18 protein-coding genes and 1 pseudogene are annotated in these 21,700 nt (G+C 60.1%); 4 read left to right on the top strand and 15 right to left on the bottom strand.

From position 1 onward, the window contains the following. Positions 1-57: 57 nt before the first annotated feature. The 5 genes from ACZZ0K_RS25460 to ACZZ0K_RS25440 form a co-directional block, all read right to left on the bottom strand. Positions 58-1,155 (bottom strand): polyamine ABC transporter substrate-binding protein, encoded by a 1,098-nt coding sequence (locus tag ACZZ0K_RS25460; protein ID WP_290128311.1) that lies wholly within the window; start codon positions 1,153-1,155, stop codon positions 58-60. A 186-nt stretch (positions 1,156-1,341) separates the two neighbouring features. Beyond that, complete coding sequence (locus tag ACZZ0K_RS25455; RefSeq protein ID WP_039757472.1) at positions 1,342-2,454, bottom strand: polyamine ABC transporter substrate-binding protein; 1,113 nt, start codon at positions 2,452-2,454, stop codon at positions 1,342-1,344. A 170-nt stretch (positions 2,455-2,624) separates the two neighbouring features. Beyond that, positions 2,625-3,989, bottom strand: a complete 1,365-nt coding sequence (locus ACZZ0K_RS25450; protein WP_236167738.1) for an aspartate aminotransferase family protein — start codon at positions 3,987-3,989, stop codon at positions 2,625-2,627. 56 nt (positions 3,990-4,045) lie between these two features. Beyond that, positions 4,046-5,404, bottom strand: coding sequence for a glutamine synthetase family protein (locus tag ACZZ0K_RS25445; protein WP_016772658.1), 1,359 nt, complete (start codon positions 5,402-5,404; stop codon positions 4,046-4,048). 92 nt (positions 5,405-5,496) lie between these two features. Next, the gene (locus ACZZ0K_RS25440) at positions 5,497-5,853 is read right to left on the bottom strand and encodes a glutamine amidotransferase (protein WP_252877077.1); all 357 of its coding nucleotides are present in this window, start codon (positions 5,851-5,853) and stop codon (positions 5,497-5,499) included. A gap of 278 nt (positions 5,854-6,131) precedes the next feature. Here ACZZ0K_RS25440 and ACZZ0K_RS25435 point away from each other — a divergent pair, with 278 nt between their 5' ends. Together ACZZ0K_RS25435 and ACZZ0K_RS25430 are read left to right on the top strand one after the other, a co-directional pair. Beyond that, entirely contained in the window at positions 6,132-7,508 is a 1,377-nt protein-coding gene (locus tag ACZZ0K_RS25435) for a glutamine synthetase family protein (protein WP_016772657.1), read from the top strand. A 268-nt stretch (positions 7,509-7,776) separates the two neighbouring features. Next, positions 7,777-8,409: a TetR/AcrR family transcriptional regulator gene (locus ACZZ0K_RS25430; protein ID WP_041476873.1), complete on the top strand. Its 633-nt coding sequence runs from the start codon at positions 7,777-7,779 to the stop codon at positions 8,407-8,409. Positions 8,410-8,570: 161 nt separating this feature from the next. Here the strand turns inward: ACZZ0K_RS25430 and ACZZ0K_RS25425 are convergent, their stop codons facing one another. From ACZZ0K_RS25425 to ACZZ0K_RS25390, 8 genes and pseudogenes are all read right to left on the bottom strand, one after another. Continuing rightward, entirely contained in the window at positions 8,571-8,786 is a 216-nt protein-coding gene (locus tag ACZZ0K_RS25425; protein WP_003229256.1) for a TOBE domain-containing protein, read from the bottom strand. 85 nt (positions 8,787-8,871) lie between these two features. Further along, entirely contained in the window at positions 8,872-9,678 is an 807-nt protein-coding gene (ssuB, locus tag ACZZ0K_RS25420) for an aliphatic sulfonates ABC transporter ATP-binding protein (RefSeq protein ID WP_016772655.1), read from the bottom strand. Further along, positions 9,675-10,457, bottom strand: a complete 783-nt coding sequence (ssuC, locus tag ACZZ0K_RS25415) for an aliphatic sulfonate ABC transporter permease SsuC (protein WP_027610511.1) — start codon at positions 10,455-10,457, stop codon at positions 9,675-9,677. Before ssuC ends, ssuB begins: the two co-directional genes overlap by 4 nt. A gap of 9 nt (positions 10,458-10,466) precedes the next feature. Then, positions 10,467-11,615 carry an FMNH2-dependent alkanesulfonate monooxygenase gene (gene ssuD / locus ACZZ0K_RS25410; protein WP_133335804.1) on the bottom strand — a complete coding sequence of 383 codons (1,149 nt, stop codon included), beginning with the start codon at positions 11,613-11,615 and terminating at the stop codon, positions 10,467-10,469. Positions 11,616-11,640: 25 nt separating this feature from the next. Further along, positions 11,641-12,614: pseudogene (locus tag ACZZ0K_RS25405) on the bottom strand (sulfonate ABC transporter substrate-binding protein). An 89-nt stretch (positions 12,615-12,703) separates the two neighbouring features. After that, the gene (gene ssuE / locus ACZZ0K_RS25400; protein ID WP_041476877.1) at positions 12,704-13,297 is read right to left on the bottom strand and encodes an NADPH-dependent FMN reductase; all 594 of its coding nucleotides are present in this window, start codon (positions 13,295-13,297) and stop codon (positions 12,704-12,706) included. Positions 13,298-13,620: 323 nt separating this feature from the next. Further along, positions 13,621-14,259, bottom strand: a complete 639-nt coding sequence (locus ACZZ0K_RS25395) for a peroxiredoxin (RefSeq protein ID WP_041476878.1) — start codon at positions 14,257-14,259, stop codon at positions 13,621-13,623. A gap of 290 nt (positions 14,260-14,549) precedes the next feature. Then, complete coding sequence (locus ACZZ0K_RS25390; RefSeq protein ID WP_095181290.1) at positions 14,550-15,908, bottom strand: OprD family porin; 1,359 nt, start codon at positions 15,906-15,908, stop codon at positions 14,550-14,552. Positions 15,909-16,270: 362 nt separating this feature from the next. On the opposite strand from ACZZ0K_RS25390, the gene tauA reads away from it, so the two are divergent. Beyond that, complete coding sequence (gene tauA / locus ACZZ0K_RS25385; RefSeq protein WP_252886070.1) at positions 16,271-17,260, top strand: taurine ABC transporter substrate-binding protein; 990 nt, start codon at positions 16,271-16,273, stop codon at positions 17,258-17,260. A gap of 132 nt (positions 17,261-17,392) precedes the next feature. Here the strand turns inward: tauA and argA are convergent, their stop codons facing one another. Together argA and argE are read right to left on the bottom strand one after the other, a co-directional pair. Then, positions 17,393-18,694, bottom strand: a complete 1,302-nt coding sequence (gene argA / locus ACZZ0K_RS25380) for an amino-acid N-acetyltransferase (RefSeq protein ID WP_016772647.1) — start codon at positions 18,692-18,694, stop codon at positions 17,393-17,395. A gap of 262 nt (positions 18,695-18,956) precedes the next feature. Next, positions 18,957-20,111 carry an acetylornithine deacetylase gene (argE, locus tag ACZZ0K_RS25375; RefSeq protein WP_258707324.1) on the bottom strand — a complete coding sequence of 385 codons (1,155 nt, stop codon included), beginning with the start codon at positions 20,109-20,111 and terminating at the stop codon, positions 18,957-18,959. A 156-nt stretch (positions 20,112-20,267) separates the two neighbouring features. On the opposite strand from argE, the gene ACZZ0K_RS25370 reads away from it, so the two are divergent. Beyond that, positions 20,268-21,638: a CYTH domain-containing protein gene (locus tag ACZZ0K_RS25370; RefSeq protein WP_056786219.1), complete on the top strand. Its 1,371-nt coding sequence runs from the start codon at positions 20,268-20,270 to the stop codon at positions 21,636-21,638. The last annotated feature ends 62 nt before the right edge of the window (positions 21,639-21,700 follow it).

Raw genomic sequence — 21,700 nt, 5'->3', positions numbered from 1 at the left:
AACTCCCAACAGAAGCAGCAGTTCGCCCCGCAAGACGAACCCTGGATAGTTTGTGCGTTATTTGCCCGACTTGACCTTGGTCCAGCTACGGGTCATCAAACGCTGAATATTGGCTGGCAACTCGGTCGACACGTAGGTCTTGTCGAGGACTGCTTGCGGTGGGTAAACCGCTTCATCGGTGCGAATGGATTGTTCCATCAGCTTGTCCGAACCCGGATTGGGGTTGGCGTAACCGACGTAATCACTGACCTGGGCGATCACCTCAGGTTTCAGCAAATAATTGATGAAGGCGTGGGCCTGTTTGACGTTGGACGAATCCTTGGGGATCGCCAGCATGTCGAACCACAGCGCGCCGCCCTCTTTCGGAATCGAATAGGCGATGTTGACGCCCTTCTTGGCTTCCTCGGCACGGTTCTTCGCCTGGAAGATATCGCCGGAGAAACCGATGGCCACGCAGATGTCGCCGTTGGCCAGATCGCCGATGTACTTCGACGAATGGAAATAGGTCACGTAGGGACGCACCGCGAGCAACTTGGCGGTGGCCTTTTCGTAGTCCTTGGTGTTGGTGCTGTTGGCGTTCAGGCCCAGGTAATTGAGCATGGTCGGCATCATTTCGTCAGCCGAATCGAGGAACGCGACACCGCAGCTGTGCAGCTTCTTGATGTTTTCCGGCTCGAACAGCACGGCCCAGGAATCGATCTTGTCGACGCCCAGCACAGCTTTGACCTTGTCGACGTTGTAGCCGATGCCGTTGGTGCCCCACAGATACGGTACGGCGTAGAGGTTGCCGGGATCGTTCTGCTCCAGGCGCTTGAGCAGCACCGGGTCGAGGTTGGAATAATTGGGCAGCTGCGCCTTGTCGAGCTTCTGGAACGCGCCCGCCTTGATCTGCTTGCCAAGAAAGTGGTTCGACGGCACGACCACGTCATAACCGGTGCGCCCGGCGAGCAGCTTGCCTTCCAGGGTTTCGTTGGAGTCGAAAACGTCGTAGACCGGTTTGATCCCGGTCTCTTTCTCGAAGTCGGCCAGGGTCGATTCGCCGATGTAATCGGACCAGTTATAAATATGCACCGTACCGGCGGCCTGGGCTCCGACAGCGATTGTCAGGCCGGCAGCGGCCAGCAGGGCTTTGCGCAAAGAAGAAAATACAGGCAAGTGGAGGTCCTCTAAATTGATTGGGCCCAAGTTGCCCCGCGCTGCATGACAGCCATGGCTGCCCGACAACAAAACCGGCGCGCAACTTACCCTCGAAAAACCGATCCAGCAAAACTTTCTGTCATTTAATTATCCGCTGGCCGCCGTCGCGACGACGACGGCCAGTGGTTGTGGCGACAAACCGGCTTATTTGCCCGATTTGATCTTGGTCCAGCTGCGGGTGATCAGACGCAGTGTGGCGGCGTCCAGATCGCTGATCGCATAGAGCTGCTTCTTCACTTCAGCCGAAGGATAGATGCTCGGGTCGCTGGTGATGTCCTTGTCCACCAGAGGCGTTGCCGCCTTGTTGCCGTTCGGGAAACGCACGGCGTTGGTGATGCCGGCCATCACTTGCGGCTCCAGCAGGTAGTTCATGAACTTGTAGGCGGCTTCGACGTTTTCGGCATCCTTGGGAATGGCGACCATGTCGTAGAAAGTACCGGCGCCTTCTTTCGGAATGGTGTAGGCCAGCTTGACCTTGTCACCGGCCTCCTGGGCGCGGGTCTTGGATTGCTCCAGGTCACCCGAGTAACCGACGGCGACGCAGATGTTGCCGTTGGCCAAATCCGAGATGTACTTGGACGAGTGGAAGTAGGCGACCGAAGGACGGATCTTCAGGAACAGGTCTTCGGCGGCTTTCAGATCAGCCTTGTCCTTGCTGTTGGTCGGCTTGCCCAGATAGTGCAATGCCGCCGGAATCATTTCGGTCGGGGCATCGAGGAAGCTCACGCCGCAGCTTTTGAGTTTCTCGATGTTTTCCGGCTTGAACACCACGTCCCACGAATCGATCTTGTCGATACCCAGCGCAGCCTTGACCTTGGCCGGGTTGTAGCCGATGCCGATCGAGCCCCACATGTACGGGAAGGCGTGTTTGTTGCCCTGGTCGCTGGCGTCGCCAACGGCCTTGAGCAGGTCTTCGTCGAGGTTTTTCCAGTTCGGCAGCTTGGACTTGTCCAGCTCCTGGTAAACCCCGGCCTTGATCTGCTTGGCGAGGAAGTTGTTGGAAGGCACCACGATGTCGTAACCGGACTTGCCGGCGAGCAGCTTGGCTTCCAGGGTTTCGTTACTGTCGAAGACGTCGTAGACGACTTTGATCCCGGTGGCTTTTTCGAAGTTGGCCACGGTGTCCGGCGCGATGTAGTCGGACCAGTTGTAGACGTGCAGCACCTTGTCGTCCGCGTGCACCGCACCCGCCATCATGCCCGCCATGGACAGCGCGAGCAGAGTCTTGCCAGCTAGCTTTTTACCTAATGCCTTCATGCGTCATGCTCCAAATTTTTCTTTTTTGAACCACTTTGTTCAGCGGCCGAACCCGGACAACTGGAACCGCGGCTAGTCTGGCAAGATCCGAGGCGGTCTTTCAACAAAAGACCAGCCTTTCTGACAGCTTTGAGCGAGTGCGCCGCAGCTCCCCGCCCAAAGCCTAGCACCTAGGCCTGCAGCGCATTGAGGGTCAGGTCCAGACACTTGCGTGCTTTTGTAACCAGCTCATCGATTTCGGCTTTGCTGATCACCAGCGGCGGCGCGATGATCATGGTGTCGCCCACCGCGCGCATGATCAGGCCGTTGTCGAAGCAGAACTGCCGGCAGATCATGCCCACGCCCTTGCCTTCGTAACGCTTGCGCGTGGCCTTGTCCTGCACCAGCTCGATCGCCCCCAGCAGACCGACGCCGCGAACTTCACCCACCAACGGGTGATCGTTCAGCTCGCGCAGACGTTTCTGCAAATACGGTGCCGTTTCGTTGTGGGCGTTCTCGATAATTTTTTCGTCGCGCAGGATGCGGATGTTTTCCAGGCCCACCGCTGCTGCCACCGGGTGCCCGGAGTAAGTGAAGCCGTGGTTGAAATCGCCGCCTTCGTTGAGCACGGCCACCACCGAATCACGCACGATCAATCCGCCCATCGGGATGTAGCCGGAGGTCAGGCCCTTGGCGATGGTCATCATGTCAGGCGCAAGGTCGTAGAAATCGCTACCGAACCACTCACCGGTACGGCCGAAACCGCAGATCACTTCATCGGCAACGAAGAGGATGTCGTACTTGGCGAGGATTTCCTTGATGCGCGGCCAGTAGGTGTCGGGCGGAATGATCACGCCGCCGGCACCCTGAATAGGCTCGGCAATAAAGGCACCGACGTTGTCGACGCCGACTTCGAGAATCTTTTCTTCGAGCTGATTGGCCGCCCAGATGCCGAACTCTTCCGGCGACATGTCACCGCCTTCGGCAAACCAGTACGGCTGCGCGATGTGGACGATGCCCGGAATCGGCAGGTCGCCCTGCTCGTGCATATAAGTCATGCCGCCGAGGCTCGCGCCGGCCACGGTCGAACCGTGATAACCGTTCTTGCGGCTGATGATGACTTTCTTGTTCGGCTGGCCTTTGATCGCCCAGTAGTGACGGACCATGCGCAGCATGGTGTCGTTGCCTTCGGAGCCGGAGCCGGTGAAGAACACGTGGTTCATGCCTTCTGGCGCCACGTCGGCGATCGCCTTGGCCAGTTCCAGCGCGGGCGGGTGGGCGGTCTGGAAGAACAGGTTGTAGTACGGCAGCTCGCGCATCTGCCTGGCGGCGGCATCGGCCAGTTCATCGCGACCGTAACCGATCGCCACGCACCAGAGGCCGGCCATGCCGTCGAGGATCTTGTTGCCTTCGCTGTCCCACAGATAAACGCCCTTGGCGTTGGTGATGATCCGCGGGCCTTTCTCTTTCAGTTGCTTGAAGTCGCTGAACGGGGCCAGGTGGTGATCGCTGCTCAGCGCTTGCCACTCACGGGTTTGCGGGTTGTTGCTGGTCATGCCAATTCTCCTTGTTATCGGTGAAGGCGCGACGGCTGGCCGCCGCGCCCGGCGTATCAGACGGCGAAGAGCAGGTACTCACGCTCCCAGGAACTGATCACGCGCTTGAAGTTTTCATGCTCGGCGCGCTTGACCGCGACGTAGCCGGTGATGAAGGTCTTGCCGAGATACTTCTCGATGGTCGCGCTGTTTTCCATGCGCTCCAGCGCGTCTTCGATGGTCAGCGGCAGGCGCAGGTTGCGGCGCTCGTAACCACGGCCGACCACTGGCGCGCTCGGGTTCAGGCCCTCGACCATGCCGATGTAACCGCAGAGCAGACTCGCGGCGATCGCCAGGTACGGGTTGGCGTCGGCGCCCGGCAGACGGTTTTCCACGCGGCGGTTCTGCGGGCCGGCATCCGGTACGCGCAGGCCGACGGTACGGTTCTCTTCGCCCCACTCGACGTTCACCGGTGCCGATGTGTCCGGGAGGAAGCGGCGGAACGAGTTGACGTTCGGCGCGAACAGCGGCAACAGCTCGGGGATCAGCTTCTGCAAGCCACCGATGTGGTGCAGGAACAACTGGCTCATGGTCCCGTCTTCGTTGGAGAAAACGTTCTTGCCGGTCTGAATGTCGATGATGCTCTGGTGCAGGTGCATGGCGCTGCCCGGCTCGCCGGTCATCGGCTTGGCCATGAATGTCGCAGCGACATCGTGCTTGAGCGCGGCCTCGCGCATGGTGCGCTTGAACACCAGAATCTGATCGGCCAGCGACAGGGCGTCACCGTGACGGAAGTTGATTTCCATCTGCGCCGTGCCGTCCTCGTGGATCAGCGTGTCGAGGTCCAGCTCCTGTAATTCGCACCAGTCGTAGACGTCTTCGAACAGCGGGTCGAATTCGTTGGCCGCTTCAATGGAGAACGACTGCCGGCCGATTTCCGGACGGCCCGAGCGGCCGATCGGCGGCTGCAACGGATAGTCGGGGTCGTCGCTGCGCTTGGTCAGGTAGAACTCCATTTCCGGCGCCACGATTGGCTGCCAGCCCTTGTCGGCATACAGCTTCAAGACTTTCTTGAGGACGTTGCGCGGCGACAGCTCGATCGGGTTGCCTTGCTTGTCGTAGGTGTCGTGGATCACCTGCGCGGTCGGCTCGATGGCCCACGGCACCAGGTACACGGCGTTCTGGTCGGGACGGCAGATCATGTCGATGTCGGCCGGGTCGAGCAGTTCGTAATAGATGTCGTCTTCGACGTAGTCGCCGGTCACGGTCTGCAACAGCACGCTTTCCGGCAGACGCATGCCTTTCTCGGCGATGAACTTGTTGGTCGGCGAAATCTTGCCCCGGGTAATACCGGTCAAGTCGCCGATCATGCATTCGACTTCTGTGATCTTGCGGTCTTTCAACCAATCGGTGAGCTGGTCGAGGTTGTTACTCATAAATGCCTCTGGGCTGAGTCTCCTGACGCGATGTCAGGCAATTTTGACGCTTGCGGCGTCGCGTTAAAGGGGCTTGCTCGCGCAGTGCCGGCTTACGCCTGGCACCGCGCATAGACAATGAAAGAGGAGCTTACCTGCCCTTGACGCTGGCGTTGCATTTCCCGTGCACTTTGCAAACGTGCAGAATCAAAAGCACGGCGCCAAGTGCGGCACGGGCTTTGAGCGGGAAAGAGTTCTATAGTGGAAGGAGACGCCATAAAGCGGATGCTGTGCCCGACGTCCAGAATATCGGACGCTGCCGTTTTGCCGGATTTCGAAGAGAGTCTCGTCAACAGGCTGCGCGCCTTGCTGGCTGCGCTACGGACGGATTGATCGCCACTGATGTGATGAGCATGCAGACCGGACTGTTGCGAGCAGTCGGTGATGCCGATTAACGGCAGGCGAGACATGAAGCACCCCGGTATTATTGCTGTTATGGGTTTGACCGGAGCTTAGCCTTGTTCATTTTTTTACACAACACCCCCGTAAAAAATACAACACGGCCTGCTCAAGCCCGCAGCTGAGCAACGTTCAAGGTTGAAAAAAACGCCCCAAAGTGCCCCATAAATGCCCTTCAAGCGCTTTTTCGGGGCAAAAAAGGCCTCGCTTGACTTCGGCAGGCCGTTCGGGTTGACTGAAACCAGAAAAGATCAATGATTGATATTTTTAACAACAAAGGTGTTGCATCATGTCGGTACCCCCGCGTGCCGTTCAGCTTAACGAAGCGAACGCGTTCCTTAAGGAACATCCTGAGGTTCTGTACGTTGACCTTCTGATTGCGGATATGAATGGTGTGGTGCGCGGCAAGCGCATCGAACGCACCAGCCTCCACAAGGTTTACGAGAAAGGCATCAACCTGCCGGCCTCTCTATTTGCTCTGGATATCAATGGCTCCACGGTGGAAAGCACCGGTCTGGGCCTGGACATCGGCGACGCCGATCGCATCTGCTATCCGATCCCCGATACCCTGTGCAACGAGCCATGGCAGAAGCGCCCGACCGCGCAGCTGTTGATGACCATGCACGAACTCGAAGGCGATCCGTTCTTCGCCGATCCCCGTGAAGTGCTGCGCCAGGTGGTGACCAAGTTCGACGAGCTCGGCCTCACCATCTGCGCCGCCTTCGAACTCGAGTTCTACCTGATCGACCAGGAAAACGTGAACGGCCGTCCACAGCCGCCACGCTCGCCGATCTCCGGCAAACGCCCGCACTCGACTCAGGTCTACCTGATCGACGACCTCGACGAATACGTCGACTGCCTCCAGGACATTCTGGAAGGTGCCAAAGAACAAGGCATCCCGGCCGACGCGATCGTCAAGGAAAGTGCCCCGGCGCAGTTCGAAGTGAACCTGCACCACGTCGCCGACCCGATCAAGGCCTGCGACTACGCGGTCCTGCTCAAGCGTCTGATCAAGAACATCGCCTACGACCATGAAATGGACACCACCTTCATGGCCAAGCCGTATCCGGGCCAGGCGGGCAATGGTCTGCACGTACACATTTCGATTCTGGACAAAGCCGGCAAAAACATTTTTGCCAGCGAGGATCCCGAGCAGAACGCCGCGCTGCGTCACGCGATCGGCGGTGTGCTCGAGACCCTGCCGGCGCAGATGGCTTTCCTCTGCCCGAACGTCAACTCCTACCGTCGCTTCGGCGCGCAGTTCTACGTACCGAACTCGCCGTGCTGGGGCCTGGACAACCGCACCGTGGCGATTCGCGTACCGACCGGCTCTGCCGATGCCGTACGTATCGAGCACCGCGTGGCCGGCGCCGACGCCAACCCGTACCTGCTGATGGCTTCGGTACTGGCCGGCGTGCACCACGGCCTGGTCAACAAGATCGAACCGGGCGCGCCTGTCGAAGGCAACAGCTACGAGCAGAACGAACAGAGCCTGCCGAACAACTTGCGCGATGCCCTGCGCGAGCTGGACGACAGCGAGGTGATGGCCAAGTACATCGATCCGAAATACATCGATATCTTCGTTGCCTGCAAGGAAAGCGAGCTGGAGGAGTTCGAACACTCCATCTCCGACCTTGAATACAACTGGTATCTGCATACTGTTTAAGCGTTGTAACGTCCAAAGAAACGCCGTTGGCTTCGCGCCCACGGCGTTTTTTTTATGGCCGAACACAAAACCTGTGGCGAGGGGATTTATCCCCGTTGGGTTGCGAAGCAGCCCCAAATCCATACCACTCGGTGTGTCAGGAATACCCGGCTCTCAGGGTTTACGACTGCTGCGCAGCCGGACGGGGATAAATCCCCTCGCCACAGGGTACTGGCAGACAACGCACAAGCCGCCTCGTACAATGCCCGCTGCCCCGCAGGAGACTTCCATGACGCGTCCCGCCACCGTCCGCAAACCCCGTGCCCGCAGTCAGGCGCGGATCGATTCGATCCTCGATGCCGCGCGCACGTTGCTGGCGGCCGAGGGCGTGGCCAGTCTGTCGATCTACAGCGTCGCCGAACGCGCGCAGATTCCGCCCTCCTCCGTGTATCACTTTTTCGCCAGCGTCCCGGCGCTGCTCGAAGCGCTGACCGCCGATGTCCACGCGGCCTTCCGCGCCTGCCTGCAAGCGCCGATCGATCATGATGCTTTGCGCGACTGGCGAGATCTGTCGCGACTGGTCGAACAGCGCATGCTGGAGATCTACGACGAAGACGCAGCCGCGCGGCAATTGATTCTGGCGCAACATGGCCTGACCGAAGTCACCCAGGCCGACCGCCAGCACGACCTCGAACTGGGCGACCTGATGCACAAGCTGTTCGACCAGCATTTCGAGTTGCCGAGGCTGCCGGACGATGTCGATGTGTTTGCCCTGGCGATGGAACTGGGCGACCGGGTTTATGCCCGTTCGGTGCAGCAGCACGGGCAGATCACCCCGCGCATGGCCGAGGAAGGGATGCGCGTGTTTGATGCCTATATCGGGTTGTACCTTCCGCCATATTTACCCAAAAGAAATCTCTAGCGCATGCACCGGCCCTTTCGCGAGCAGGCTCGCTCCCACATTTGAAATGCGTTCCCCTGTGGGAGCGAGCCTGCTCGCGAAAGCCGCGCCGCCGAATCCGCGACAGGCACAAAAAACCCCGAAGGGCTCACACCCTCCGGGGTTGTTTTTTGCTCACCGGCTCACAACTTGGCGATCGACACCTCGGTGGATTTCACAAAGGCGATCACCTCACTGCCGACCACCAGCTCCAACTCTTTCACAGAACGGGTGGTGATCACCGAAGTGACGATGCCCGAAGCGGTCTGCACGTCGATTTCCGACAGCACGTCGCCGAGGACGATTTCCTTGATCGAGCCTTTGAACTGGTTGCGCACGTTGATGGCTTTGATAGTCATGGCATTTCTCCTAGGATCGAAATGAGCTGCAAGTAAAAGCACCAGGCTTGTTCTTGCGGCTTGTAGCTTGAAGCTTGCAGCTGCTTCATTGCGCCCAACGCAATTGCGTAGGCAGGGGTGAAACGGGTTCCGGCGCCGGCGGTTCGCCGGGCAGGGACAGAACACGGTTGAGCACTTCGGTTTCCAGTGCGGCGAGGCGATGCGAGCCACGCACCCTGGGGCGCGGCAGTTCGACGTGCAGGTCGAGGCCAACTTCGCCGTCCTCGATCAGGATCACCCGATCGGCGATCGCCACCGCTTCACTGACGTCATGGGTCACCAGCAGCACGGTAAAACCGTGTTGCTGCCAGAGCCGTTCGATCAGTTGCTGCATCTCGATTCGGGTCAGCGCATCCAGCGCGCCGAGCGGCTCATCGAGCAACAGCAGACGCGGCTGGTGAATCAGCGCCCGAGCCAGCGCGACACGCTGCTTCTGGCCGCCGGACAACGCCGCCGGCCATTCATTGGCGCGATCGGCCAGGCCCACTGCTTCCAGTGCATCCAGCGCTTGCTGGCGCCAGTTGCCCTTGAGGCCAAGACCGACGTTGTCGATGATCCTTTTCCACGGCAGCAGCCGCGCTTCCTGGAACATCAGCCGGGTATCGTCGCGCGCCTGGCTGAGCGGCGCGGAGCCGGCCAGCAGCTCGCCGCCAGTCGGTTGATCGAGGCCGGCGAGCAGGCGCAAAAACGTGCTCTTGCCACAACCGCTGCGCCCGACCACGGCGACAAACTGCCCCGCCGGAATGTGCAGATCGATGTCGCGCAACACCTGGCGCGCGCCGAAGGTTTTCTGCAGATTGCGCACCGCCAGCGGAATCCCGCGCAGCAGGCGTGGAGGTTGTTGAGCGGTCATGCCGCACCTCCCTTGGCAACCTGATAGGCCGGGTGCCAGCGCAGCCACACACGTTCAAGACCACGGGCGGCGAGGTCGGCGAGTTTGCCGAGCACCGCGTAAAGCAGGATCGCCAGCACCACCACATCGGTCTGCAGGAACTCGCGGGCGTTCATCGCCAGATAGCCGATACCGGAGCTGGCCGAGATGGTTTCAGCGACGATCAGCGTCAGCCACATAAAGCCCAGGGCGAAGCGCACGCCAACCAGAATCGACGGCAACGCACCCGGCAGAATCACCTGCCAGAACAGGCTGAAACCGCTCAGACCATAACTGCGCGCCATCTCCACCAACGCCGGGTCGACGTTGCGGATGCCGTGGTAAGTATTGAGGTAAATCGGGAACAAAGTGCCCAGCGCCACGAGGAAAATCTTCGCTGACTCGTCAATGCCGAACCACAGGATCACCAGCGGAATCAGCGCCAGGTGCGGCACGTTGCGGATCATCTGCACCGAGCTGTCGAGCAGGCGTTCGCCCCACTTCGACAGGCCGGTGATGAAACCCAGCACCAGACCGATGCTGCCGCCGATGGTGAAACCGAGTGCTGCGCGCCAGCCGCTGATCGCCAGGTGTGTCCAGATCTCGCCGCTGCGCACCAGACTGACACCGGCTTCGATCACCGCCACCGGTGCCGGCAGAATCCGCGTCGACAACCAACCGGCCGACACCGACAACTGCCACACCGCCAGCAGCAACACCGGCAACGCCCAGGGCGCGAGGCTGTGGATAAATTTGTTCATGGCCGCGCCTCAGCTCTGCGACGCGGCTTTGGGCAGGATGTCGTTGGCGACCATCTCGCCGAACGGGCTGACATAACCGGCGCTCTTCGGCAGTTCCGGGCGTTCAACGTCAAGATGCGGGAACAGCAGCTCGGCTACCCGATACGATTCTTCGAGGTGTGGATAACCGGAGAAGATGAAGGTATCGATGCCCAGATCCGCATATTCCTTGACCCGCGCTGCCACGGTCGGGCCATCGCCGACCAGCGCCGTACCGGCACCGCCACGTACCAGACCGACGCCGGCCCAGAGGTTCGGGCTGACTTCAAGGTTGTCGCGGCTGCCGCCGTGCAGCGCGGCCATGCGTTGCTGGCCGACCGAATCGAAGCGCGCCAGCGAAGCCTGGGCACGTTGGATGGTGTCGTCGTCCAGATGCGAGATCAGCCGGTCCGCTGCCTGCCAGGCTTCGGCGTTGGTTTCACGGACGATCACATGCAGACGAATACCGAAGCGTACGGTGCGGCCGAGCCTGGCAGCTTTGGCGCGCACTTGTGCGATCTTCTCGGCCACCGCTGCCGGCGGCTCGCCCCAGGTCAGGACCATTTCCACTTGCTCGGCGGCCAGATCTTGCGCCGCTTCCGAAGAGCCACCGAAATACAGCGGCGGACGCGGTTGCTGGATCGGCGGATACAGCAGCTTCGCCCCCTTCACGCTGATGTGCTCGCCGTCATAATCGACGGTTTCGCCTTCCAGCACACGGCGCCAGATGCGGGTGAATTCCACCGAGGCCTGATAGCGCTCTTCGTGGTTGAGGAACAGCCCGTCACCGGCCAGTTCTTCCGGGTCACCACCGGTGACCAGATTGAACAGGGCACGCCCGCCGGACAGACGATCCAGCGTCGCAGCCTGGCGCGCCGCGACCGTCGGGGAAATGATCCCGGGGCGCAGGGCGACGAGGAATTTCAGACGCTGGGTCACCGGAATCAGCGAGGCTGCCACCAGCCATGAGTCTTCGCAGGAACGCCCGGTCGGAATCAGCACCCCGCCAAAACCCAGACGATCCGCCGCTTGCGCGACCTGTTGCAAATAACCGTGATCAACCGCGCGGGCGCCTTCGGCGGTGCCAAGGTAATGGCCGTCGCCGTGGGTCGGCAGGAACCAGAAGATGTTGAGGCTCATGGAGTGGTCTCCTTGTGGATTCGAATTACTGGGCTTGGGAGCTTTGGGCCACAGCGGCCGGCGGGGTCCAGATCACATCCTTGATGCTCAACGGCTTGGGAATCAGCTTGAGCTGGAAGAACGTGTCGGCGATTTTCTGTTGCGCAGCGACCACTTCCGGGGTCAGGAACAGCGCGCCGTAGCCCTGGCGCTTCACCGAGGTCAGGGTGATGTCCGCCGGCAGGCCAAGCAGTGGCGCGACCTGTTGCGTCACGTCTTCGGGATTGGCTTTCGACCATTCACCAACCGCGCGCACCTCTTCGACGAGGGTCTTGATCACCTCGGGATTTTTCTGCGCGTAAGGTTTTGTGGCCAGATAGAACTGATGGTTGTCGACGATGCCTTTGCCGTCGCGCAGGGTGTGCGCTTGCAGTTGCTTCTCGGCAGCGGCCTGATACGGATCCCAGATGACCCAGGCGTCGACACTGCCACGTTCGAACGCAGCGCGGGCATCAGCCGGCGGCAGGAACACGGTCTGAATATCGCTGTACTTGAGGCCGGCGTCTTCCAGCGCGCGCACCAGCAGGTAGTGGACGTTGGAGCCTTTGTTCAGGGCGACTTTCTTGCCTTTGAGATCTGCCACCGATTTGATCGGCGAGTCCTTCGGCACGAGGATCGCTTCGCTGTTCGGCGCTGGCGGTTCATAGGCGACGTAGAGCAGATCCGCGCCAGCGGCCTGTGCGAAAACCGGAGGGTTTCGCCGGTCACACCGAAATCGATCGAGCCGACGTTGAGGCCTTCGAGCAACTGCGGGCCGCCAGGGAATTCCGTCCATTGCACGTCGACGCCTTGCGCGGCGAGGCGTTTTTCCAGCGTGCCTTTGGCTTTGAGCAGCACCAGCGTGCCGTACTTCTGATAACCGATCCGCAATGTCTCGGCTTGAGCTTGGGTGATGGCGCCGAAGGTGACAGCCGCAGCAAACAGAGCGACCAGACCACGACGCAAAAATACAGTGCGCATAGCGCTCTCCTTTTTGCTGTTGGGTTGTGGCTGCACCTGCTTGCCCGTTGGCGGGCGAGTAAGGCCAGTACTTCAAATTTCGATAAGGCTTAAATGCTCCAGCGAGCACTCAACAAACGTTCGTTCAGCAGGCCTGGCTCCAGCGGTTTCGGCCGGCGCGCCATGGCGCCGATGAACTGATCCAGGGCCTCGTGCAAGCGCTGCTCCAGGGCCGGCGCCAGTTGCGCGGCGGCACTGCCTTCGCCATAAGCGATCTGGCTGTCCTCGGCGAAAATGCCCTGAAGCATCTCTTGGGCCTTGAGTGCCGACAGCACAGGCTTGAGCGCGTAATCGACCACCAGCATGTGGGCGATGCTGCCGCCCGTGGCCATCGGCAAGACAATCTTGTGGTTCAAGGCACGCTCGGGGAGCAGATCCAGCAGGGTCTTCAGCGCTCCGGAAAACGAGGCCTTGTACACCGGCGTGGCGATCAGCAGGCCATCGGCGTTTGCGATCTGTTGCAACAGGTCGAGGACCTTCGGACTGTCGAAGCGCGCGTGGAGCAGATCCTCGGCCGGGAAGTCCCGCACCTGATAACTCACCACTTCCACCCCTTGCTGTTGCAACCAGCGTTGCGAACGCTCCAGCAGCACCCCGGAACGGGAGCGCAGGCTGGGACTGCCACCGAGTGAGACGACCAGCATTGCAGATTCCTTTAAGCGTTACAGGCGATTCGCAGGCTGCGATCTCGCTTCAATGGCAGTGACCTTACCAGCTGATTTATATATCCATAAATCATATTTATTCATTTGGTTATGCATTTAAGAGATATATCGCGGAGCAGAATCCAGGCGAAAAAAAGGCCGTCGAAACGGCCTGAAATCCCCTGCTTTGTGGCTCCGTGATGATGATCGTTCCCACGCTCTGCGTGGGAATGAATCCATGGACGCTCCGCGTCCACTGTGACGCGGAGCGTCACGGGCGGCATTCCCACGCAGAGCGTGGGAACGATCAAAATCTCACTGATTCATTTGTTCGGCTGCGGCGTCAGGCGCAGGTACGGCTTCACCGCGCGATAACCTTTGGGGAAGCGCTGCTTTATCTCGTCCTCATCCTTGAGCGACGGCACGATCACCACTTCTTCACCGTCCTGCCAGTTAGCCGGTGTGGCGACTTTGTAGTTGTCGGTGAGTTGCAGCGAGTCGATCACCCGCAGAATCTCGTGGAAATTACGCCCGGTGCTCGCCGGGTAGGTGATGGTCAGACGGATCTTCTTGTTCGGGTCGATGACGAACAGTGAACGCACGGTCAGCGTGTCATTGGCGTTCGGGTGGATCAGGTCGTAGAGATCGGAGACCTTGCGATCGGCATCGGCCAGGATCGGGAAGTTGACGATAGTGTTCTGGGTTTCGTTGATGTCCTCGATCCACTTGTGGTGCGAGTCCACCGGGTCAACCGACAGCGCGATGGCCTTGACGCCGCGTCGGCTGAATTCATCCTTGAGCTTGGCGGTGAAACCCAGCTCGGTGGTGCACACCGGAGTGAAGTCCGCCGGATGGGAAAACAGCACGCCCCAGCTATCGCCCAGCCATTCGTGGAAACGAATCTTGCCGGCGCTGGAATCCTGTTCGAAATCGGGGGCGATGTCGCCGAGTCTGAGGCTCATGGTGCTGCTCCTGATGAGGGATGGGAGACAACAACTGTAGCTCGGGATCAATCAGTGTGAAAAAGAATAAATAACTAGATATCTAGATCATTAGTGAATATTAAACATCTGTTCATTGGACACCAGACGGCATCGCGACGAACATCCAACCAAGGTTCGAGAAGGCCTTGAGTTGCAGCAAAGAGGGAAATCGAGAAAGGCTTACGGGGGTGAGCCTGACTCGAAACGCAAAAGCCCCGTCCGGCGCGATGCCGGACGGGGCTTTTTTTGCTTCAGTTGCTCGAGCGCTATTACAGCAGCGGGATCGAGTAGCTGAGGATCAGGCGGTTTTCGTCCTGGTCGCGTTGACCAGCGATGTCGGTGCGCCACGAAGCGTTTTTCCACATGAAGCCGACGTTCTTCAACGGGCCTTCCGGAACCACGTACGCCACGGTCAGATCGCGTTCCCACTCGGAAGCGCCATTGGAGGTTTGCACACGACTCGCGTAGGTATCGACATTGTCGCCACGCAGGTAAACCATGCCTGCGGTCAGGCCAGGCACGCCAACCTTGGCGAAGTCATAGGAGTAACGTGCTTGCCAGGTGCGCTCGCCGGCACGGTTGAACTTCTGGATCTGCATGTCGGTGATGGTGTAGTTCGACGAACCGTCGCCCTGGTTCAGCCAAGGGAAGTCGCTGCTGCCGTTGCTCACCTGATAGCCGCCACCAAAGGTGTGACCGGCAACGGTGTACAGGAACAGGCCGCTGTACAGATTGTTGTCGACCTTGCCTTTGCCGTTACCCAGCGAACTGTTGCCGTAGGCACCGTTGCTGAAATAGGCAGATTCATCGCCATTACGGCCGTCGTCGGAGCTATTGAAGTAACGGAAGTCGGACTTCAACACACCTGGACCGATCGACCAGTTATGCACCAGACCCAGGAAATGCTGCTTGTAGAAGTTTTCCAGATTGCCGTAGTAGTACTGGGCAGTCAGGTCCTTGGTGATTTTGTAATCACCACCGGCGTAGATGAACTTGTTGCTGTTCGCGGTGCGTGCGTTTGCACCACCGATCGACAGCTGTTCATTGTTGCTGGAGTTACGACCTTTCACGTGCTCGATCTGGCCACCGACCAGAGTCAGGTCCTTGATCTCGCCGGAAGTGATCTGGCCACCCTGCCAGGTTTGCGGCAGCAAACGACCGTCGTTGGTGACGATGACCGGGTTCTTCGGCTGCAGAGTACCCAGCTTCAGTTCGGTCTGGGAGATCTTCGCTTTGGCTGTCAGGCCCAGGCTGGAGAAGTTATCAACTGCCTGACCGTTGGATTCGCTTGGGAAAACAGTGCCGCCGTAAGCAGTGCCTGGGGTGCCGTTGGAGGCAACGTTACCGTTGGTGCCGCCGCCCGAATCCAGACGTACGCCCAACAGGCCGATGGCATCGATACCGAAGCCGACAGTGCCTTGGGTGTAACCGGAAATGAAACGCAGATCGAAGCCTTGGCCCCACTCTTCGTTGCGGCTTGGTTCGGCAGTGCCGTTACGGTTGTCAGTGTTGATGTAGAAGTTACGCAGCCCCAGAGTAGCCTTGCTGTCTTCGATGAAACCGGCGGCGCCTGCCTGCTGCGCCATAACCCCAACGGCCACAGCCAGGGCCAAGGTGGACTTGTTCATGTATCGCTCCTCTCGTTCTAATTCTTGTGTTCCTGGTTCGGGGTCGATTTGCCCTGAATCCTAAGATCCGCGATTAGCGCCAGACCGTGACTGCCAAGTCAATCGTAACCTTGTATGTCTACGACCATCGTCTAATCGCGAGTGATTTGGTCCCTGCAGCGTAAAGACTTCCTGATAATCCCAAAAGAATTTATTCGTTCTTTTTCATGCCATTCAGGTATATGGCCCATTAATGGCCATCCGCGCCGGGAAACAGCGTATCGGCGCCTAAGCTCATTCCTAAATGGTATTTGTTGACCTTTTTTAGATCGATTAGCTTTGCCGTGCTCCCAACACGGCAAATCCCATCGAAAAGGCGACGCATCATGGCGAAACGCGCACTATCAAGTCAATTTGTTACAGTTTGTGTGTCGGCACTGTTTTCTTTTTCCACACATGCCGCCGGTCTGACGGTCGGTTACCAGACCGGGATCGATCCGAGCAAAGTGCCGCAGGCCGATGGTGTCTATGAAAAAACCATCGGCGAGAAGATCGACTGGCGTCGTTTCAACAGCGGCCCGGAAGTCGTCACTGCCATTGCTTCTGGCGACGTGCAGATCGGCAACCTTGGCTCAAGCCCACTGGCAGCAGCTGCTTCACGCAATCTGCCGATCGTGGCGTTTATCGTTTCGGCGCAGATTAATGCCGCAGAAGCCTTGGTGGTGCGCAACGGCAGCGGCATCGACAAACCGCAGGATCTGGTCGGCAAGACCATCGCCACACCGTTCGTGTCGACCTCGCACTACAGTCTGCTTGGGGCGCTGAAGCACTGGGGCCTGAATACTTCGCAAGTCAAAGTGGTCAACCTGCAACCGGCGGAAATCGCCGCCGCGTGGAAGCGTGGCGACATTGATGGGGCGTTTGTCTGGTCGCCGGCGCTAGGCGAGATCCGCAAGACCGGCAAGACCCTGGCCGACGCCGCCCAGGTCGGCCAGTGGGGTGCGCCGACCTTCGAGGTGTGGGTGGCGCGCAAGGACTTTGCCGAGAAGCATCCCGAGGTCGTGGCGAAATTCGCCAAGGTCACCCTGGATTCGTTCGCTGAGTACGCCGCGCACAAAGACAGCTGGACGGCCGACTCGGTGCCTGTGCAGAAAATCGCCAAATTGACCGGTGCCAACGCAGCAGATGTACCGGAACTGCTGGCCGGTTCGGCGTTCCCGGATGCCAAGGCGCAGCAAAGCACGGCGCTGCTGGACGGCGGCACCGCGAAGGCCATTGCCGAAACGGCGAAATTCTTGAAGGAACAGGGCAAGGTCGAAACAGTGCTGGCGGATTATTCGCCGTACGTCAGCGCCAGGTTCATCTCTGACTGAATGCAGAAAGTGGCGAGGGGATTTATCCCCGTTGGACTGCACAGCAGTCCCCCAGCGATTCCAAGTGAAAACACAGGGGGCCGCTACGCGACCCAGCGGGGATAAATCCCTCGCCACAGACCTCGCTGGTGTTCAGAGGGTCTTTTCGAAAATTTTCGAATTGCGCTGATAGTTGTACAGCGACGCCCGCGCCGCTGGCAGGCGTTCCACGCTGCTAGGCTCGAACCCGCGCTCGCGGAACCAGTGCGCAGTGCGCGTAGTAAGTACGAACAGGGTTTTCAAACCCTGCGCCCGCGCGCGGGTTTCGATGCGTTCCAGCAATTCGTCGCCGCGTCCGCCGTGGCGGTATTCCGGATTCACCGCCAGACACGCCAGTTCGCCGGCATCGGAATCGGCAATCTGATACAGCGCCGCACAGGCGATGATCATGCCTTCGCGCTCGACCACGCTGAACTGCTCGATCTCGCGCTCCAGCACTTCCCGCGAGCGGCGCACCAGAATGCCCTGCTCTTCCAGCGGACTGATCAGGTCGAGCAAACCGCCGACGTCTTCAATCGCCGCTTCGCGCACCAGTTCGAACTGCTCCTGCGCGACCAGCGTACCGCCACCGTCACGGGTGAACAGCTCAGTCAGCAGCGCGCCATCTTCGGCGTAACTGACGATATGACTGCGCGCCACACCGCCACGGCAGGCTTCGGCGGCGGCATCGAGCAACTCCGCTTGATAGTTGCTCATGCCGAGGCGCTGCAAATGTGCCGGCACTTGTTGCGGGCGCAGTTCGCGCACCAGTTTGCCGTTTTCGTCGATCAGGCCGAGTTCGGCGCCGAACAACAGCAGCTTGTCCGCGCCCAGATCAATCGCGGCGCGGGTGGCGACGTCTTCGCAGGCGAGGTTGAAAATTTCACCGGTCGGCGAGTAGCCCAGCGGCGACAGCAATACGATCGAGCGTTCATCGAGCAGGCGATTGATCCCCTTGCGGTCAACCCGACGCACTTCACCGGTGTGGTGATAGTCGACACCTTCCAGCACACCGATCGGCCGCGCGGTGACGAGGTTGCCGCTGGCCACGCGCAGACGCGAGCCCTGCATCGGCGACGAGGCCATGTCCATCGACAGCCGCGCCTCGATGGCGATGCGCAACTGGCCCACCGCATCGATCACACACTCAAGCGTCGCGGCATCGGTGATGCGCATGCCGTGATGGTAATGCGGGGTCAGGCCACGGGCGGCGAGGCGGGTTTCGATCTGCGGGCGCGAGCCGTGCACCAGCACCAGACGCACGCCCAGACTGTGCAGCAAGACCAGGTCGTGGACGATATTGCCGAAATTCGGATGCTCGACGCCGTCGCCGGGAAGCATGACGACGAAGGTGCAATCGCGGTGGGCATTGATGTAGGGAGACGCGTGGCGAAGCCAATTAACGTATTCGGGCATGAACCTGGGCCTGTAATAAAGAGCAGCCGAAAAAAGGGGCGAAACGAAAAACGCACAGCGGGCTGATGGTTATCGTCGGAACAGGCTTGGCGACACGCGCGCTCTCCTCATGAATACGGGTTGTGGTGCAGGCAATTTACCGGGTTGATGCAAGACATTTAACCCTGTGGGAGCGAGCCTGCTCGCGAAAGCGGTGGATCAGGTTCATCAATCGCGACTGACAAAACGCTTTCGCGAGCAGGCTCGCTCCCACACAGGGTCGTCATCGTTCGTCTGTCGTCAGGCAATAATGTTCAATCAACTGCCGAATCAGATGCACGGTAGGCTGCAAACGTGACATTTCAAGGTACTCGCCGGGTTGATGCGCGCAGGCAATGTCGCCGGGGCCGAGGACGATGGTTTCGCAGCCGAGGCGCTGAAGATAAGGCGCTTCGGTGCCGAACGCTACTGCTTCGGCGCGATGGCCGGTGAGCTTTTCAGCGATGCGCACCAGTTCGGCATCTTCGGACTGCTCGAACGGCGGCACTTCCGGGAACAGCGGTTTGTAATCGATTTTCACCTTATGCCGCTCGGCCACCGGGTTGAGCTTGCGCAGGATTTCCGCACGCAGCACGCTCGGGTCCATGCCCGGCAGCGGGCGCAGGTCGAATTCCAGCGAGCACTGGCCGCAGATGCGATTGGGGTTGTCGCCGCCATGAATGCAGCCGAAGTTCATCGTCGGTTGCGGTACGCTGAACTGTGGGTTGCTGAATTCGCGCTGCCACAACAGACGCAGACCGCGCAGTTCGCCGATGGCATCGTGCATCGCTTCAAGGGCGCTGTGGCCCAGGCGCGGATCCGAGGAGTGGCCGCTCTGCCCGAGGATGTCGATGCGCTCCATCATGATGCCTTTGTGCATGCGAATCGGCTTGAGCCCGGTCGGCTCGCCGATCACCGCCGCGCGGCCCAGCGGCTGCCCGGCCTCGGCCAGCGCGCGGGCGCCGGACATCGAGCTTTCTTCGTCGCAGGTGGCGAGGATCAGCAATGGCTGTTTGAACGGCTGATCGAGCAGCGGCTGCACGGCTTCGATGATCAGCGCGAAGAAGCCCTTCATGTCACAACTGCCCAGCCCGACCCAGCGACCGTCGACTTCGGTGAGCTTCAGCGGGTCGGTCTGCCACAACGCATCGTCATAAGGTACGGTGTCGCTGTGCCCGGCCAGCACCAGGCCGCCGGGGCCGCTGCCGATACTGGCAAGCAGATTGAATTTGCCGGGGCTGACCTGCTGGATATCGCAGCTGAAACCCAGGTCACCGAGCCAGCCCGCCAGCAGATCGATGACGGCGCGGTTGGACTGGTCCAGGTTCGGTTGGGTGCAGCTGACCGATGGCGCGGCAATCAGCGCGGCGAACTGGTCTTGCATGGACGGCAATGGCATCACTGACTCCAGGTCCCGGATTGAGGCCCACTATAGAACCATCCGGCGCGCGGAATAAACCGCCGCAGGGCGTAGGAAGTTTGACTCCTGTACACTGCACGGCCTTGGCAGCCACACATTCCCCCGGCTGCGCTCCCGATTCTGGATGTTCCGGCCATGCAAAAAGAAACTGAAATCAAACTCCGCGTCAGCCGCGAAACCCTCGCTGCCCTGCGCGAGCACCCGCTGCTGAAGAAACGCAACAAAAGTGGCTGGGAACGCCGTGAGTTGATGAACCAGTACTTCGACACCCCCGAGCGCGACCTCGCCCAGGCCAAGGTCGCCCTGCGCCTGCGCAAGGACGGTGACGAAGTGATTCAGACCCTCAAGACCCGTGGCCAGAGCGTCGCCGGTCTGTCCGAGCGTAACGAGTACGACTGGAAACTGCCGAAAGCCAAGCTCGACGTGAAGAAACTCGACGGCGAATGCTGGCCAGAGTCGCTCGCCGAGCTGGACAAGAAAACCCTCAAGCCGATCTTCACCACCGATTTCGTCCGCGAGCGCGCCGAAATCGCCTGGGGCCGTGGCAAGACCAAAGTGGTTATCGAGGCCGCGCTGGATCTCGGTCACGTGGTGGTCGGCAAGCAGAAAGAAGAAATCTGCGAGCTGGAACTGGAGCTGCGCGAAGGCGAGCCTGCCGCGTTGCTGGAACTGGCTGCCGAACTGGCCGAAACCCTGGCGCTGATGCCATGCGATATCAGCAAGGCCGAGCGTGGTTATCGCCTGCACGACGCCAACAGCTACTCGCTGAGCCTGCCAGCGCCGCAGCTGACCAGCGAAACCCGTCTCGACGACGCCTTCGCCGCGCTGAGCTGGCATCTGCTCGGCAGCAGCCAGCGTCTGGCCGAACAATATCGCTTCAACGGCCACTGGCGTCTGTTGCAGGACTGGGTCGAGAACCTCGCGGAAATGCGCGCCCTGCTCAGCAGCCTCGGTCAGGCTGCGCCGCGTCAGTCGACCCACGATCTGCGCGTGGCCCTCGATGCCTTGCTGGAAGACTGGCGTCCGCTGGTACAGGTCGGTATCGAAGACGAAGACGTGCGCAAGGCCGCGCCGGAGCAGTTCCTCGAAGAACTGGAAGACCCGCGCTGGGGCCAGTTCTCGCTGAACGCTTCACGCTGGCTGCTGGCCCGCACCTGGACCGCCGACCGCAACACTCGCGGTAATCGTCAGGGTGACGCGCAACTGCACAGCTGGCTGCCGCGTCTGCTCGGCGAAGAAGCCACTGCTCTGCAGCTGCAACGCTATCAGCAGCAGCCGGAAGATCTCGCTGAACAACTGCCGCGTATCGAACGCATTCAGGTCTGGTTGCACCATGCGCGCAACGTGCTGGACATCCCGGAAATGGATCGCCTGTACGGTGAGCTGAACAAACTGGCGCAACTGGCCAACGAGCCGACCATCACCGACGAACTGCTCGATGCACGCAAGCATCAGGCAATTGCGGTGTACCAGAACCGCGCCTGGAAAATCCTCCTGCGCAGCTAAACACCTTCCCACCTGATCGTTCCCACGCTCTGCGTGGGCACGTCTCAATGGACGCTCTGCGT

It is taken from the genome of Pseudomonas sp. AC255, assembly GCF_979258175.1.
This window is presented reverse-complemented; position numbering and strand designations above follow the sequence as displayed.

Excerpts from the sequence above, each read along its gene's own strand:
- ACZZ0K_RS25455 (WP_039757472.1), bottom strand. The coding sequence starts at position 2,454 with ATGAAGGCATTAGGTAAAAAGCTAGCTGGCAAGACTCTGCTCGCGCTG.
- ACZZ0K_RS25450 (WP_236167738.1), bottom strand. The coding sequence starts at position 3,989 with ATGACCAGCAACAACCCGCAAACCCGTGAGTGGCAAGCGCTGAGCAGC.
- ACZZ0K_RS25445 (WP_016772658.1), bottom strand. The coding sequence starts at position 5,404 with ATGAGTAACAACCTCGACCAGCTCACCGATTGGTTGAAAGACCGCAAG.
- ACZZ0K_RS25440 (WP_252877077.1), bottom strand. The coding sequence starts at position 5,853 with ATGTCTCGCCTGCCGTTAATCGGCATCACCGACTGCTCGCAACAGTCC.
- ACZZ0K_RS25435 (WP_016772657.1), top strand. The coding sequence starts at position 6,132 with ATGTCGGTACCCCCGCGTGCCGTTCAGCTTAACGAAGCGAACGCGTTC.
- ACZZ0K_RS25430 (WP_041476873.1), top strand. The coding sequence starts at position 7,777 with ATGACGCGTCCCGCCACCGTCCGCAAACCCCGTGCCCGCAGTCAGGCG.
- ACZZ0K_RS25425 (WP_003229256.1), bottom strand. The coding sequence starts at position 8,786 with ATGACTATCAAAGCCATCAACGTGCGCAACCAGTTCAAAGGCTCGATC.
- ssuB (WP_016772655.1), bottom strand. The coding sequence starts at position 9,678 with ATGACCGCTCAACAACCTCCACGCCTGCTGCGCGGGATTCCGCTGGCG.
- ssuC (WP_027610511.1), bottom strand. The coding sequence starts at position 10,457 with ATGAACAAATTTATCCACAGCCTCGCGCCCTGGGCGTTGCCGGTGTTG.
- ssuD (WP_133335804.1), bottom strand. The coding sequence starts at position 11,615 with ATGAGCCTCAACATCTTCTGGTTCCTGCCGACCCACGGCGACGGCCAT.
- ssuE (WP_041476877.1), bottom strand. The coding sequence starts at position 13,297 with ATGCTGGTCGTCTCACTCGGTGGCAGTCCCAGCCTGCGCTCCCGTTCC.
- ACZZ0K_RS25395 (WP_041476878.1), bottom strand. The coding sequence starts at position 14,259 with ATGAGCCTCAGACTCGGCGACATCGCCCCCGATTTCGAACAGGATTCC.
- ACZZ0K_RS25390 (WP_095181290.1), bottom strand. The coding sequence starts at position 15,908 with ATGAACAAGTCCACCTTGGCCCTGGCTGTGGCCGTTGGGGTTATGGCG.
- argA (WP_016772647.1), bottom strand. The coding sequence starts at position 18,694 with ATGCCCGAATACGTTAATTGGCTTCGCCACGCGTCTCCCTACATCAAT.
- argE (WP_258707324.1), bottom strand. The coding sequence starts at position 20,111 with ATGCCATTGCCGTCCATGCAAGACCAGTTCGCCGCGCTGATTGCCGCG.
- ACZZ0K_RS25370 (WP_056786219.1), top strand. The coding sequence starts at position 20,268 with ATGCAAAAAGAAACTGAAATCAAACTCCGCGTCAGCCGCGAAACCCTC.